At 39.2% G+C, this 14872-nt stretch carries 11 protein-coding genes and 1 riboswitch; of the genes, 5 read left to right on the top strand and 6 right to left on the bottom strand.

Annotation, left to right across the window (positions count from 1 at the left end):
- Window positions 1-4: 4 nt before the first annotated feature.
- The 3 genes from EV201_RS01840 to EV201_RS01850 form a co-directional block, all read right to left on the bottom strand.
- Window positions 5-664 (bottom strand): anaerobic ribonucleoside-triphosphate reductase activating protein, encoded by a 660-nt coding sequence (locus EV201_RS01840; protein ID WP_130305697.1) that lies wholly within the window; start codon window positions 662-664, stop codon window positions 5-7.
- Window positions 665-676: 12 nt separating this feature from the next.
- Window positions 677-2821 carry a ribonucleoside triphosphate reductase gene (locus EV201_RS01845; RefSeq protein ID WP_242610442.1) on the bottom strand — a complete coding sequence of 715 codons (2145 nt, stop codon included), beginning with the start codon at window positions 2819-2821 and terminating at the stop codon, window positions 677-679.
- Window positions 2822-2914: 93 nt separating this feature from the next.
- Window positions 2915-3087: riboswitch (cobalamin riboswitch) on the bottom strand.
- 222 nt (window positions 3088-3309) lie between these two features.
- Complete coding sequence (locus tag EV201_RS01850) at window positions 3310-5823, bottom strand: S9 family peptidase (RefSeq protein ID WP_130305698.1); 2514 nt, start codon at window positions 5821-5823, stop codon at window positions 3310-3312.
- Window positions 5824-7095: 1272 nt separating this feature from the next.
- On the opposite strand from EV201_RS01850, the gene EV201_RS01855 reads away from it, so the two are divergent.
- From EV201_RS01855 to EV201_RS01865, 3 genes are read left to right on the top strand one after another with little or no spacing between them, the layout of a single operon-like run.
- A complete protein-coding gene (locus EV201_RS01855; protein ID WP_130305699.1) occupies window positions 7096-7893 on the top strand; it encodes an SDR family NAD(P)-dependent oxidoreductase in 798 nt (265 codons plus the stop codon).
- Window positions 7894-7933: 40 nt separating this feature from the next.
- Window positions 7934-8653 carry a CPBP family intramembrane glutamic endopeptidase gene (locus EV201_RS01860; RefSeq protein WP_130305700.1) on the top strand — a complete coding sequence of 240 codons (720 nt, stop codon included), beginning with the start codon at window positions 7934-7936 and terminating at the stop codon, window positions 8651-8653.
- 13 nt (window positions 8654-8666) lie between these two features.
- Window positions 8667-9644 carry an SDR family oxidoreductase gene (locus tag EV201_RS01865; RefSeq protein WP_165389559.1) on the top strand — a complete coding sequence of 326 codons (978 nt, stop codon included), beginning with the start codon at window positions 8667-8669 and terminating at the stop codon, window positions 9642-9644.
- Window positions 9645-9878: 234 nt separating this feature from the next.
- On the opposite strand, the gene EV201_RS01870 is transcribed toward EV201_RS01865, so the two are convergent.
- The 3 genes from EV201_RS01870 to EV201_RS01880 all read right to left on the bottom strand — a co-directional run bounded on the left by EV201_RS01870 (window position 9879) and on the right by EV201_RS01880 (window position 11892).
- Window positions 9879-10301, bottom strand: coding sequence for an OsmC family protein (locus tag EV201_RS01870; RefSeq protein ID WP_130305702.1), 423 nt, complete (start codon window positions 10299-10301; stop codon window positions 9879-9881).
- Window positions 10302-10402: 101 nt separating this feature from the next.
- Window positions 10403-10969 (bottom strand): cysteine hydrolase family protein, encoded by a 567-nt coding sequence (locus EV201_RS01875; RefSeq protein ID WP_130305703.1) that lies wholly within the window; start codon window positions 10967-10969, stop codon window positions 10403-10405.
- A 29-nt stretch (window positions 10970-10998) separates the two neighbouring features.
- Complete coding sequence (locus EV201_RS01880) at window positions 10999-11892, bottom strand: LysR family transcriptional regulator (protein WP_130305704.1); 894 nt, start codon at window positions 11890-11892, stop codon at window positions 10999-11001.
- 145 nt (window positions 11893-12037) lie between these two features.
- Here EV201_RS01880 and EV201_RS01885 point away from each other — a divergent pair, with 145 nt between their 5' ends.
- Window positions 12038-14035, top strand: coding sequence for a urocanate hydratase (locus EV201_RS01885; protein ID WP_130305705.1), 1998 nt, complete (start codon window positions 12038-12040; stop codon window positions 14033-14035).
- 292 nt (window positions 14036-14327) lie between these two features.
- Window positions 14328-14825 (top strand): hypothetical protein, encoded by a 498-nt coding sequence (locus EV201_RS01890; protein WP_130305706.1) that lies wholly within the window; start codon window positions 14328-14330, stop codon window positions 14823-14825.
- Window positions 14826-14872: the final 47 nt, after the last annotated feature.

The following is a 14872-nucleotide window of genomic DNA, read 5'->3' on the forward strand; positions in this document are numbered from 1 at the left end:
GAGACTAAAGTTCGATTGCTTCGAGCTCAGTTTCTGAAAAAGGCTCAAATTCCGGATTATCATTAAGAGTGATGACTGGATTGTAGTTTTGAACCTTATAATGCTGATTAAAACGTTTCTTTAAGCTTTTAATTTGGTCTATACTGTGAAGTCCCTTTACGATGGTTGTTCTGAATTCGTATTCAATATGCGATTTCTCGATAAGACTTATGGATTCCAAAACGTTCTTGTAGGTCTCTTCGTTTAAGGCGTGGCCAACCCCATGTTTATAGTTCTGGAATTCCAAAACATGTTTAATATCCATAGCAATAGAATCAATCAGTTTGTTTTTTATAAGATACTTAATCTGATTGGGATAGGTTCCATTACTATCTAACTTGACCTTCAGTCCCAGATTTTTAATTTTACGAATGAAGTCAGGCAAATCGTTGTGTATACAGGGTTCACCACCTGTGATGCAAACGGCATTTAATAAGTGTTGGTACTTTTGCCAATAAGCAAATAGTTCATTTTCCTCATAACATGAGCTAAATTTTTCGGGTAAGACCAGATCGGGATTATGACAGTACGCACAGCGAAAATTACAGCCCTGTGTAAAAACCACAGAGCTGATATTTCCAGGATAGTCGATAAGACTTTGTTTTTTGAATCCTGCTATTTTCATTGAGATAAGAGTTTAAATAAGTTCAATTTCTTCTACTTCAATCATCTTATCAAAGAGTTTTCTGTCATGGTATTCAGCTCGCTTGCCATTGTTCCATTGATCAACGGGACGCAAATAGCCCACAATGCGGGAATAGACTTCACAGATATTATGCTTCCCTACGTCCTCACATTTGGGGCAAGTTTTGTGCTCACCGTAGATGTAGCCATGCTCGGGACAGATACTGAATGTGGGAGACAGGGTAAAGTAGGGCAGTTTGAAGTTTTCACAAATGGTTTTGGCTAATTTTTTTACGGATTCGGGAGGCAATTGGCTTTCGCCCACAAAGGTATGGAATACGGTTCCACCTGTGTATTTGGTTTGCAAACTGTCTTGCAGTTCCAGAGCTTCAAAAATGTCGTCGGTATAGCCCACGGGCAATTGGGTGGAGTTGGTATAATAAGGCGCCGCGTCTTGTTCTTTCACCTGGTTTTCGTTGGCCACAATAATATCCGGGAATTCCTTCTTGTCGAGTTTAGCCAATCGGTAGGTTGTTCCCTCAGCAGGTGTGGCTTCCAAATTGTAGATGTGTCCTGTTTCTTCCTGGAACTCTTGCAATTTATCACGCATAAAGTCCATGATTTTTACTGCAAAAGCATGTCCTTCCTTGGTTGTGATATCTGTTCCAAGGAAATTCAGCAGCAATTCATTCATGCCCACCAGACCTATGGTCGAGAAATGATTGTCCCAGTAGGCGCCATTCTTCTTGCGGATGTTTCGCAGATAGAACTTGGAATAGGGATATAAACCATTTTCGGTGAGTTGTTCGATCACTTTACGTTTAATCTCCAGACTGTCCTTAGCCAGACCCATCAATTTGTCAACTCTTTGCAGAAGTTCGTCTTCGTTTTTCGATTCGTAAGCCAGGCGTGGCAGGTTTAGTGTCACCACACCCACAGAACCCGTTAGAGGATTGGCACCAAATAAACCGCCACCACGTGATTTCAATTCGGTGGTATCCAGACGCAAACGGCAACACATCGAACGTACATCGTCGGGTGACATATCGGAATTCACAAAATTTGAGAAATAGGGAATGCCATACTTGGCTGTCATCTCCCAAATGGGCTGACGGTATTCGTTATTCCAGTCGAAATCTTTGGTGATGTTATAGGTCGGTATAGGGAATGAGAATATACGACCGCAGGCATCGCCCTCAGTCATCACTTCAGCAAAGGCTTTATTGAAGATATCCATTTCGTGCTGGTAGTCGCCATAAGTCGTTTCCTGCAATTCACCGCCAATAATCACAGCTGTGTCCTTCATGTTGTTGGGAATCTCCAAATCGAGGGTGATATTGGTAAAGGGGGTTTGAAACCCGACACGGGTGGGCACGTTCATATTAAAGACAAACTCCTGAAGTGCCTGTTTGACTTCCTTGTACGACAAATTGTCGTGACGAATGAAGGGTGACAGATAGGTGTCAAAATTAGAGAAGGCTTGGGCTCCGGCAGCTTCGCCCTGCATGGTATAAAAGAAATTGACGATCTGTCCCAGTAGGGTTCTCAGGTGTTTGGCAGGTTTGCTTTCAACCTTGCCCGGTACGCCTTTAAATCCAATTCGAATAATTTCCTGCAAATCCCATCCCACACAATAGACACTTACAAAGCCCAGGTCGTGAATGTGGAGTTTGCCTTGCTTGTGCGCCTGACCAATTTCGGTTGGATAAATTTTATTTAGCCAGTATTGCGAGCTGATGATTGTGGAAATGTGTTGATTCATCCCCTGCAATGAGTAGGATGAATTGGCACTCTCTTTAATTCGCCAGTCGTTATTGTTTAGGTAATCATCGATGATATCGATATTCGAAAAGAGCTCTTTTACATCCCTGATGCCCTCGTGTTGTTTTCGATAAATAATATAAGCCTTGGCAGCCTGATAGTGTTTCTGCTCGAAGAGTTCAAACTCGACAGCATCCTGAATGTCTTCGACACTGGGGGCATCCGTTTTAAGTTTTGCAATAACACTTTTCGTGATTTGATCGGCAAGGGCTCGGTTGGGCGAACCAACGGCACGTAAGGCTTTGAATACGGCAAAGGCAATTTTTTCCGATTCGAAGGCGACGATTCGACCGTCGCGTTTTTGTACTGTTTTAATAGCACCATTAATTTTCATCATGTCTTAAATTTTAAATTAAAGAATTAATGGTAGCTGGGGGTAGAATACAAGAAAGCAGTAAAGTCTTCCTAAGCTTTTTCTCCCGAAAGCTACGAATTACGATCAAAAATGACAGGTCTTCCGGCTTATTGCATTTTACTTGGCCTTCCCATACGCTTGAGGCAGACAGTGGCTTTTTAATAAGTAAAACCTAATTGCAATTTACGGCTGCGGGGACAGCTACTGATTTTAACAGTATTCCCTTGATCAATTTTGCTTTATAAAAGTAGAATGAAAATTGATATTCTAAATGAAAAAATCATTATAGTTATTAAGAAGTAATGAACAATGGTCATTTTGTTTGGTGATCTTAAGGTTTTGGATTTGTTTAAATGTATTATTTAAATTCAATCCTTTTTTTGGATAGGGCAAGATCGGGAGCAGTGTAAAAAAAAAATCCCGACTTGCCAAAGTAAGTCGGGATATCATTGTCTTATCAGTTATTAAAGCTATTTGTTGCTGGGCTGATCTTTTTGCATTTCGACATAATCAGCAGACGATCTGAAATCACCGATCAGATATTTACAGAAATATTCACCACGCAGCCAGAACGAGTATTCGCTCATATTACCAAAACCATGACGTTGGCCAGGGTATAAGAAGAAATCGAATCGTTTGTTTGCCTTAATTAGGGCATTGGCCATTCTGATGCTGTTGGCAGGATGAACATTGTTATCGATATCACCGGTAACAATCATCAATTTCCCTTTCAGGTTCTTAGCCAGGCTAGGGTTGGTGTCAATCTTGTATTGGAAAGTGGTATCACCTTTTTCGCTCACAACTTCTTTCACACCATGATGTGTTTCACTCCACCAGCGGTTGTAAATATTGTTATCGTGGTTCCCCGCGGCAGATACCGCTACTTTAAAGAAATCAGGATAAACCAACATAGCCGCCGTTGACATGAATCCACCCCCTGAGTGACCGTAAATTCCGACTTTATTGATATCAATAAAACTGTATCTGTCAGCCAATTGTTCGATACCCACTTTTTTGTCCTCCAAACCATAATCTCTTAGGTTGCCATAACCGTAGTTGTGATACCACTTAGATCGGGCAGGATGACCGCCACGGTTACCCATTGTCACTACAATAAAGCCTAATTGAGCCATACGGTCAGCTCTATCCATACGCACTGAGAAACTTTTGTAAACCGCTTCAGTTTGAGGTCCTGGATAAACGTAAGTTAGGATTGGGTACTTTTTATTAGGATCGAAATCGAATGGCTTGTACATTACGCCGTAAATATCAGTTACGCCATCGCCTGCTTTTACTTTAAAAGTCTCAGGGAATTTATAACCTGTCTCAAATAAGCGAGTTAAATCAGTTTCTTCAAGATCCATCAATTTCGTTCCTCTTGAATTGTAAAGTGCAGAAACAGGAGCAGAGTCAACTCTTGAAGAGTTATTTACAAAGTAGTGAGTTTGATCATTCAAATTTACTTTGTGATCGAAATCACCCTTATTAAGAAGTTTTAAACCTGTACCGTCAAAATTCACACGGTAAAGATGCGAGTAATAAGGGTCTTCACCTTTTTCGCGAGCATTCGCTGTAAAATAAAGGACACGGTTTTGCTCATCGATGCCCTGAATTCCGTCACAGTGCCATGGACCTGAAGTAATTTGGTTCTTTAGTTTTCCTTGACCATCGTAAAGGTAAAAATGAGCCCAGCCATCGCGTTCTGACCAATGGATCATTTCTTTTCCGTTATTTACCAATGCGAAAGGACTTCTGCCTTCGATATAAGTGTTTAAGCGTTCTTCTATAAGGATATTAACTTCACCGGTTGTGGTGTTAGCCGTACAGATATCCACACGTTTCATATCACGGCTAGTGCGTTTGAAATAAAGCAAATCACTTCCCTTATTCATCCATTTCGAGAATTTGACATCATCAGCCTCGTTACGCTTCTTTCTTGGAGCGGTCAAAATTGAAAGGGTCTGATCCTTGAACGCATTTGCTTTAACTTTGACCGCTTTTTTGCTTTCCCAGTCGAAAATTTGAAGCTCGTACTGAGGAGCTTCTTTCTCGCCAGCCATGTGGTATTTATAGCTTTCCAAAGTCGGACGACCTTTAGCTACTGAATTGATAACCCAAAGATCTTTCACTTCACGCTCATCTTCACGCGTAAGAGCAAATTTCTTTGAATCAGAAGAGAAGGTGACATAAGCCTCTTTTCTTTTATCCTTTTCTTCTTCTTTTTCTCTATTGGTTTTACCATAAGAGTTGGTGCCGTAACAGTAGTGCTCAATACCATCAGTGGTTAGCTGGTGCTCTACAATGGTTGAGTCCTTTTCATTCTTCTGAGCTTTCTTGTAGTTTTCAGCATCCATCCAATATAGGTTGTGATGCTTAGCAAAAATCACATATTTCTGGTTTGGTGCTACAGATGCCCACTCTTTTTGTTCAAGGGGCTTTTCAAAATCATCAAGCAAATTCAGTTTTTCTGAAGCCAATGTGTATTCGAAATGCCACACTTTAGCAACCATTTTATTTTTTGAATCTTTCTTCTTTTCACCGTCCTTTTTTTCTTCCTGCTTGTCGCCCTCTTCATCTTTATCTTCTTCTTCAACCAGCTTACTCTTTACCTGAAACTGAAGAACTGTTTCATTTTTGATGAATTTAATTTTATCAATGTAAAGGTGTTGGGCATCGAATGGATCACCCGTCAGGCGACTCATATCAGAAGCCATTTTAACCACATCGAACAATTTGTTTTTTGTGTTTTTTACAGGATCGACCAAATAGTAAAATTGTCCCTCCGGAGTACGGTAGGTGTACCAGAATTTTTCACTGTTTTTTAGCCAGTGTGGTTTTACACTGGTCGAGAAGACCATTTTTTTCAATCGGTTTGGCGAAAATTTAGCCGCCAATTCAAAGTTTGCTTTTGTCACAGGCGTTTCCTGTGCAAATACACCAATTCCTATCAAAACGAGTAGGAGTGAGAGTAGGTTTCTTTTCATGTGTCTGTAGTTTGTTTTTCATTTACCACATGGAAGTCGCTTGTATTAGTTATCACCTTTTGTATAAAAAGGCTTGCTAATGGCTCGTTTCATGTTAGTTGGTTTATTTATTGAGTTGTCCAATCTCTCTTTGTGAGAGATTCTCATTTAAGCCCGCTAAAATAGATAACTGCCCAACATAAAACACTAACAAAGTTCAGTTTTCGATAAAAAATAGAATTGGCGGGATAAACAAGAAATTTTTTGAAATTTCGTAGAAATTATATACTGACAGTATCTTTTTAACTGACTTTTCTAAATCTATTTTATCGCCATACATAAAAGTTTAATTGATATTGAAGCAGGCTTTTAATAATTTTATATATGTGGGTGAATCAGTGAACATACAAAAGGCTATTTTTCAGCATATCAAAGGTATTTTTCCACCAAACTTATCCTTTATTCATGAAATTGCCCAAGTGCTCGGAATAAGTTACGAGAGTTCTTATCGTAGAATTCGAAGTGATAAAGTATTGTCCTTTGAGGAGCTTTACAAGTTGTGTGCTCATTTTAGAATATCCGTTGATTCTTTTTGTGGTGCCCCAATCAACAAAGTGGTTTTGTAGAACCGGAAAGTATTTGTGTTAGGTTAAAGCGTTTTGGGAACGATTTGCCTAAGCTTACCCTTTCTGCGTTAGTTTGCTTTTGTTTTATTTTGCTGTATAACAATATGCAAGCCTTTCGTAAAACGAAAGAAGGATTTGTATATGCCCGTGGATGATATGCGAAAGCATCGTAATTTAGTAATGGAAAGCAGATATGTTTTTGTGTTATATTGCTAATAACAAAAATGATGGAGTGCGATTCGAAAAAGGATTTTAAACATCTCTTGCAAAAGGAGAAATCGGTGCGTCAGCATATTTTTAGTCTTAAAATAAGTTAGAGAAAATTACCAGAGGATTTGCACTTGCTTAGTTCGTTAGTATGACTACCTTAGTTGGATTGCATTTGGTCTTTTCGGTAGGATTGGTCAGTCTTTTTTAATGGAACTGGATTGCGGCGGGCATCATTGCAGGAATAATTTCTGCATTCATTTCTTATGGTCTGGTGAAAAAGATCATAAGAAAAAGGAACGGACTTGTTGTTAATTAGTAATACCGATTGTATCAACTTAGTGGGCTATCCTTCGACTTGCTCAGAATAGCTTCCTATTTATTACATCGGCATTAGACTGGGTTGTTTTTGCTCGCGATGGCTTACTAATTATTCAAAATGGTATAATACAAAGAAATTATGAAAGAAAATAAATACGCACTGATAACAGGAGCAAGCAAAGGATTAGGTAAAGCATTGACTTTGGAATTGGCTTCGGAAGGGATTAATGTTCTTTTAGTTGCTTTACACGGGGAGGGGTTGCCAGAACTGAGTGCCCAAATAAAAAACCGATTTGGGGTTGAAGTTGATTATCTTGAAATTAATTTGAGAGACTCTTCTGCTGTTCATGAAATTGCCGATTGGTCAAATAAAGTGGATGTAAGCATACTGATTAACAATGCAGGCATAGGAGGGGCAAAACCATTTGAATTGGCTGGTGTTGAGTATTTGGATGCTATGATTTCGATTAATATTAGAAGCCTGACCTTACTAACCTATTTGTTATTGCCAAATTTAAAAAAACAGCCTAAATCGTATATTCTTAATGTTGCCAGTATGGCTTCGTTTAGCCCTATCGCATTTAAAACCGTGTATCCGGCATCTAAGTCTTTTGTTTACAGTTTTTCGTGCTGTTTGAAAGAGGAATTGAAGAATACGAGTGTTTCCGTTAGTGTTTTGCATCCAGGTCCTATGAAAACAAATGCGGAGGTAAGCAAACGAATCGAATCGCAATCTTATTTGGCTAAACTAGGAGTTCAGTCTCCCGAAGAAGTTGCAGACATTGCCATTCGTAATTTAATAGGAGGGAAGACAATGATCATTCCCGGATACATGAATAAGCTTAATTGGTTGTTGATGAAGATCGTTCCCTCAAGATTTGGAGTCCCGATAATTTCGAACATTGTAAAAAGGGAGATTGTAGCACAAGTGAAATGATTGATTAACATAGAGAAAACTTATTTTTAAATTGATTGTGATGTTACAAACATATTTTGACGAGATCGAGATTATTGTTGTGCTATTGTATGTTGTGCTTGGGATATCTCTTAATTCCTACCTTTTAACTTTTGCAAAACCTTTTCGTTTTTTGCTGGCAAAATACTCTGGCGAAACAGCTGCCAGACGGAGCGTTTATCTGCAACGAATTATGGGTATGTTTTTCTATGGCATTGTGCCGCTTGCAATAGTGTTGATGCTGTTGCATGGCAGCCTTCGCGATTATGGTACTGTGCTTTCAGAGCCGCTGACAACATTGTTGTGGGGAATTCTGTTTGCGGCTATTATCATTCCGTTAACACTCTACAATGCTAAGTCACCTTCTAATTTGGCTGTTTATCCGCAAATTCGTTCAAAGAAGTGGACGTTAAGTACCTTACTCATTAGCGGCCTAACGTGGGCTGGCTATCTGCTTTGTTATGAGTTTTTTTTTAGAGGTTTCTTACTGTTTGCCTGCCTAAGAGAATTTGGTACGGTGCCTGCAGTTGCAATTAATATGTTGATTTATTCCATAGCACATATTCCTAAAGGAAAATTAGAAACAATTGGTGCCATTCCTTTGGGATTGGTTCTTTGTGTTCTTACCATTTCAACAGAATCGATTTGGTTTGCTTTCCTGGCACATGTAATTATGGCGCTAAGCAATGAGTGGATCTCATTGTATCACAACAAGGATACGAAATTGGAAATTAAGTTTTAACACCGATACGAAAATGAATATTCTGATTACAGGAGCGACTGGTTTTATAGGAACAAGGCTAACACTAAAGTTAGCAGAGGAAGGGCATTGTGTGCATGCTTTATACCGCTCGGAAGAGAAAGCCAAAGCGATTGCACACCCAAATGTAAGCTTGTTTAAGGGGGATATTACTGATTATCGGTCTATTGAAAAGGCTGTGAAATCTTGCGAAGTGATATTTCATATGGCTGCTTATGCCAGAGTTTGGGCGAAAGATTCCGATACTTTTAACAGGATCAACGTTCAGGGAACAGTAAACGTAATGGATGCAGCCCAAAAGGAAGGTGTTCGAAAAATTGTTTTCACCTCTACAGCAGGGGTTTTGGGACCCTCTTTCGCTGAACGAGTATCGGAGAATACAGAAAGAACAACCAAGTATTTCAGTGAGTATGAAATGACCAAAGCACTGGCAGAAGAAAAGATGTCGGAATATATTCGTAAGGGGCTCGAAATTGTCGTTGTTAATCCAACCCGCGTTTACGGACCGGGAATATTAAGTGAGAGCAACGGGGTAACAAAGATGATCAAGCTGTATTTCGAGGGGAAATTCAGATGGATTCCAGGAAATGGGAAAAGCATAGGTAATTACGTTTATGTGGATGATGTTGTGGAGGGGCATATTCTGGCTCTTGAAAAAGGGAGGTCAGGCGAGAGGTATATTCTGGGGGGTCAGAACATTTCCTATAACAGTTTTTTTGAACAGTTAGCCGGGCTCACCGGACGAAAACTCAGGATGATTAAACTGTCTCTTTCTTTGATGCTAGGTACTTCTTATTTGTTTTTGTTAAGGACAAAAATATTGGGTACTCCGCCACTTATTACACCAAACTGGGTGGAAAGATTTCTTCACAATTGGGAGGTTTCGAGTGATAAGGCTATTAAAGAACTCGGCTATCATATAACTCCGCTGGATATTGGCTTAAGAAAAACTCTGAACTGGTTGAAAGAGTAGGACAGAGCAAATTAATTACCCAAGTGAGTAAAAAAAGAAAATTTAAGTCTAATGCCAAAACTGGCTTAGGATGTTAACGTTTATAACCATATATACTAAGTGATCGATGTTTCGAAAAATCAGGAGTACCAGTTCCCAATAAGTATCGGGAGCTGGTATGTTTTCTTTTTAGAGGCGATAACATTATAATAAAATCTGAAATTACCCTTGATTAACGAATCGAATTCAACTGATCTAATTAATGTGTTCCCCATTCAAAAAGAGTTGATAATTGATCTCCACAGAAGTTTGCAAGGTGATTGAAACTGAGCAATATTTTTCAAAGCTCAGGGCTGCTGCACGTATGACTTTTTCGGCAGGCATATCACCTTCCAAATAGATTTTAAGAATCATGGCTTTAAAAGGTTTGGCTTCTCCAATTTCCCGGGTTTCGCCCTCTATTTCAACTTTATAGGATTTGATAACCTGGCGTTGTTTTTTCAGGATGTTGATGATATCAATGGCAGAACAACCGCCAACGCCCATTAGCAGGAGTTCCATTGGACTGGCTCCCTGAACATTCTCAATTGTGGAATTATCCATCAAAACGGGCACACCACTAGCCCCTTTGGCTTCCATTAAATAGTCCTCGTTTATTCTTTCAATACTTACTTTCATATGTTTATAATTTTTTTTATTAAGGTCATATGGAAGTCGCCAATAATCATCCCGAGTGTGAAAAGGGACTGCTCATGGCTCGTTTCATATTCTTGTGTATTTTATATTGTTTTAAGCAGTTGCGCAGTGTTGATTATCGTTGCGAATTCGTCTTTTAAATTGCAAAGCGAAATTTGGTGAATCATCTCTGCCGGGTATTTTTCACCCTTTATACCCATCCGATCAAATGTAGCTGTGGCATCTTCAATAAGAAGGGTTTCATAGCCATAATTTCCAGCCATTCGGGTTGTTGTTGATATGCAATGGTTGGTTGTCAGGCCCACAATCACCAAATTTGTGATTCCCTTTTTCTCAAGTCTTTCTTTTAAATCAGTACCGATAAAGGCTGAGTTTACATTTTTAATGATGAGGGGCTCACCAGCCATAGGCTTAAGCTGATCACAGATTTCGAATCCTGCATGCGATTGATGTAATCGGGATTTGGGATCTTGCGAGCTATGAATAATGTGATAGATGGGAAGATCTAATTTTCGCCATACCGAAAGTATTTGAGCTGCTTTTTCTTCTGCATCTCTATTGTTTCTGTTTCCACCCCAATAGGCTTCATCATCAAAACCTTTCTGAAAATCAATTAATAATAGAGCGGGTTTACTTTCTCTTAACTTCATTCGCGATGTTTTACGGGTTAAAAGTCAAATTATTTCTTTTCTGGTATAAGGGTATTAATCAGATTATCAAGAACCGGATTCGTATTCATATTATTCCAAACCATTTTTAAAGTTGTGCGTTGTGGGATGTCATTCAATTCGATGAATTTAATTCCCATATCGTAGCCCAATTTCAGAGATGTGGGAACGATGGCCACTCCAAATTTGTTTTCAACCAGTCTGAAAATGGAACTGGCATTAACCGTATAATGTGAAATTAGAGGCGTGAACTGACTCTGATCGAATATCTGCATCATTTTTTCGTGATAAGATTCACTATAAGAAGAATCAAAAAGAATAAAGGGTTCATCTTTGAGTTGACTTAAATTTTTAAAGTTCGATTCGTTTAGAGAATGATCCTTGGGAAGTACCAGAGAAAAGGAATCTTCGAAAACCGATTGAATACTTATACCTCTTGGGACGCGCTCCATTCTGACGAAACCCACATCGATTTCCTGATTCAATAGGGCTTGAATCTGTTTGTTATTGTCCATTTCGTTTAAATTGAAAAGAACCCGAGGATGTTTGCTTTTGTATTTTAGAAGCAGATCGGGAATAATCTTTTGCATAGCAGAGCCCACATAAGCCAGTCTAAGGTTTCCATCCAACCCGTCATTTAATAATTTGGCGTGTGCAATAACATCATCCAGTCTTTTAAAAGTATTGGTGAGTTCTTTCTGAAGATACAAACCTGCTTTAGTCAGTTCAACTTTCCGGTTATGTCGTTCAAACAAGCTAATGCCCAAGTCATTTTCCATCTGTTTGATCTGACGACTTAAGCCTGGTTGCGAAATGTAAAGGCGTTCTGCAGCCTTTCTAAAATGCAAATCCTTGGCTAAAGCCAGAAAATATTTATAATGTCGAAATTCTATTTGATTACTCATAGTTATTAAATCTTAACAAAACTAGTATTGTTAGGTATCAAAACTAAGAATATCTTTGCAAATAATAAAATATATAACATCAGGTTTTAAAAGTGCCTTAACTTTAAAGACTGTAAGAATACAACACAAAACTTAAGCTAAAAATATGACGTTTCAAGAACAAATCTTACAAGGGATTCCAGCAGAATTACCTGTAAAGAAAGCTTATCCAAAGGATGCCAACCGTGCACCTAAGAGAAAAGATATTTTATCTGTTGAAGAAAAGCAATTGGCTATACGCAATGCCTTGCGTTATTTTCCAAAGCCCTGGCATAAGGAGTTAGCCACTGAATTTGCTCAGGAATTATTGGATTATGGTCGTATTTATATGTACCGTTTCAAGCCTGATTATAAAATTTATGCTCGTCCAATCGAAGAGTATCCTGCTCAGTCGCAGCAGGCTGCCGGTATCATGATGATGATGCAAAACAACCTGGATCCGGCTGTTGCTCAGCATCCTGAAGAGTTGATTACCTATGGTGGAAACGGTGCTGTATTCCAAAACTGGGCGCAGTATTTGCTAACCATGCAGTATTTGGCAACCATGACTGACGAGCAAACACTTCATATGTATTCCGGTCACCCAATGGGATTATTTCCATCATCAAAAGGGGCACCTCGTGTGATTGTAACCAATGGTTTGGTTATTCCGAATTACTCGTCACCTGATCATTGGGAAAAATTTAATGCATTAGGTGTATCTCAGTATGGACAGATGACTGCAGGTTCTTTCATGTATATCGGTCCACAGGGGATTGTTCACGGAACAACCATTACAGTAATGAATGCTTTCCGTAAAATCTTGAAAAAAGGAGAGACGCCTGCTGGAAAGATTTTCCTAACAGCTGGTTTGGGTGGTATGAGTGGTGCTCAGCCAAAGGCCGGTAATATTGCAGGTTGTATCACCATTGCTGCAGAAGTAAACCCTAAGGCTGCGACTAAGCGTCATGAGCAAGGATGGGTTGATATCCTAATCGACTCTATGGACGAGCTGATTGCTCGTGTAAAACAAGCTCAGGAAGCTAAAGAAGTTGTTTCAATAGCCTTTATTGGTAATGTGGTTGATGTTTGGGAGCGTTTTGATCAGGAAGATATCTTTATTCATGTGGGTTCCGATCAGACTTCACTTCATATTCCATGGACAGGCGGTTACTATCCTGTAGATACCTCTTATGAAGAATCAAACCGATTGATTCGTGAAGAGCCGGAAGTGTTTAAAGAGAAAGTACAGGCAACCTTACGTCGTCATGCGGCTGCGGTGAATAATCACACTGCTAAAGGCACATATTTCTTCGATTACGGAAATGCTTTCTTATTGGAAGCTTCACGTGCAGGTGCTGATATCATGGCAGAAAATGGCATTGATTTCAGATATAAATCATACGTTCAGGATATTTTAGGCCCAATGTGTTTCGATTATGGTTTCGGACCATTCCGTTGGGTATGTGCTTCGGGTAAGCCTGAGGATTTGGACATGACTGATGAAATTGCAATGCAGGTTCTAACAGAAATCAAAGAGAATTCTCCTGAAGAGATTCAGTTGCAGATGCAGGATAATATCACTTGGATTAAAGAAGCAAAACAAAACAAGATGGTTGTGGGATCTCAGGCTCGTATTTTATATGCCGATGCCGAAGGACGCTCGAAAATTGCTGAAGCCTTTAATAATGCCATTGCTGCCGGTAAGATTGGACCTGTTGTATTGGGTCGTGATCATCACGATGTGAGTGGAACTGACTCGCCATACCGTGAAACATCAAACATTTACGATGGTTCTAAGTTTACAGCTGATATGTCGATTCACAATGTGATTGGTGACAGCTTTAGAGGCGCAACCTGGGTATCTATCCACAATGGTGGTGGTGTAGGTTGGGGCGAAGTCATGAACGGTGGTTTCGGTATGTTACTTGACGGAACACCAGAAGCGGATGCCCGTCTTAAAAGCATGTTGTTTTACGATGTAAACAATGGTATTGCCCGTCGTTCATGGGCGAGAAACGATGAGGCCATGTTCGCTATCAAGCGTGAGATGGAACGTCGTCCTGACCTAAAGGTGACTTTGCCTAACCTTGTTGAAGATGATTTGTTAGCTGATCTTTTTTAAAGATTAGTTTTGTGTAAAGGGAAAATGGGTTTAGGTACGTTCTGAGCCCATTTTTATACCTTTCTAAAATTTTAAGAATTAATCCCGGCTGGTTTTCTGGCCGGGATTATTATTTATATGCATTCTAACTTGCTCATACAGGACTGTTTGACATGATTAAACCTGCATTTTTTAATAAAATATTGATGAAATTGGCGTAAATTTAGAAGTGATTCATCCTCGATAAAGCATTTAATAAAAAACAATATTCACTCAATATTTTAAAATTATGCTTATTCAAAAACAATTTTCGATGAGATGGCTAACGGTGGTATTGATGATGTGCCTCGTATTTAGCGTGAATTCCTGTAAGAATGATGATGATGATAATGGTGACAATGCGACACCATCCCATGTTGGAACCTGGCAGTTACTTGATGATGGAGGACTTGAAAAACAAGTTCTGGTCATCACCGAAAGCACATTTAAAATGACCGCGTCAGTATATATTGAAGATGAATGGGTCGATTTTATGATTGTTGAAGGTAGCTATTCGGTAGATGGAAATATTTTTATGCTTACGATTACCAGGCTTGGAGTGATTGCTGATGAGGAGACCTATGAAATGGTTTATTTTACCCCTGATGATCTCGAAGAATGGGAATTGCTTTTAGAAGAAGAATTTGAAATGGAAGATCATTTTGAAGCCAAATTTGTGGTTTCAGGTAATAAACTGACCATCATAACCGATGATAATGATGATGGTGTTTTTGATCCTATTGAAGAAGGGGAGACTTTTACCAAGCTTTAGTAGAAGGAATCATAAATCGTATAAAATCAGGATTTGGTTCAATTTGA

Origin of the sequence: Ancylomarina subtilis, from assembly GCF_004217115.1 — a bacterium.
Lineage (GTDB): Bacteria > Bacteroidota > Bacteroidia > Bacteroidales > Marinifilaceae > Ancylomarina > Ancylomarina subtilis.

Excerpts from the sequence above, each read along its gene's own strand:
- EV201_RS01840 (WP_130305697.1), bottom strand. The coding sequence starts at position 664 with ATGAAAATAGCAGGATTCAAAAAACAAAGTCTTATCGACTATCCTGGA.
- EV201_RS01845 (WP_242610442.1), bottom strand. The coding sequence starts at position 2,821 with ATGATGAAAATTAATGGTGCTATTAAAACAGTACAAAAACGCGACGGT.
- EV201_RS01850 (WP_130305698.1), bottom strand. The coding sequence starts at position 5,823 with ATGAAAAGAAACCTACTCTCACTCCTACTCGTTTTGATAGGAATTGGT.
- EV201_RS01855 (WP_130305699.1), top strand. The coding sequence starts at position 7,096 with ATGAAAGAAAATAAATACGCACTGATAACAGGAGCAAGCAAAGGATTA.
- EV201_RS01860 (WP_130305700.1), top strand. The coding sequence starts at position 7,934 with ATGTTACAAACATATTTTGACGAGATCGAGATTATTGTTGTGCTATTG.
- EV201_RS01865 (WP_165389559.1), top strand. The coding sequence starts at position 8,667 with ATGAATATTCTGATTACAGGAGCGACTGGTTTTATAGGAACAAGGCTA.
- EV201_RS01870 (WP_130305702.1), bottom strand. The coding sequence starts at position 10,301 with ATGAAAGTAAGTATTGAAAGAATAAACGAGGACTATTTAATGGAAGCC.
- EV201_RS01875 (WP_130305703.1), bottom strand. The coding sequence starts at position 10,969 with ATGAAGTTAAGAGAAAGTAAACCCGCTCTATTATTAATTGATTTTCAG.
- EV201_RS01880 (WP_130305704.1), bottom strand. The coding sequence starts at position 11,892 with ATGAGTAATCAAATAGAATTTCGACATTATAAATATTTTCTGGCTTTA.
- EV201_RS01885 (WP_130305705.1), top strand. The coding sequence starts at position 12,038 with ATGACGTTTCAAGAACAAATCTTACAAGGGATTCCAGCAGAATTACCT.
- EV201_RS01890 (WP_130305706.1), top strand. The coding sequence starts at position 14,328 with ATGAGATGGCTAACGGTGGTATTGATGATGTGCCTCGTATTTAGCGTG.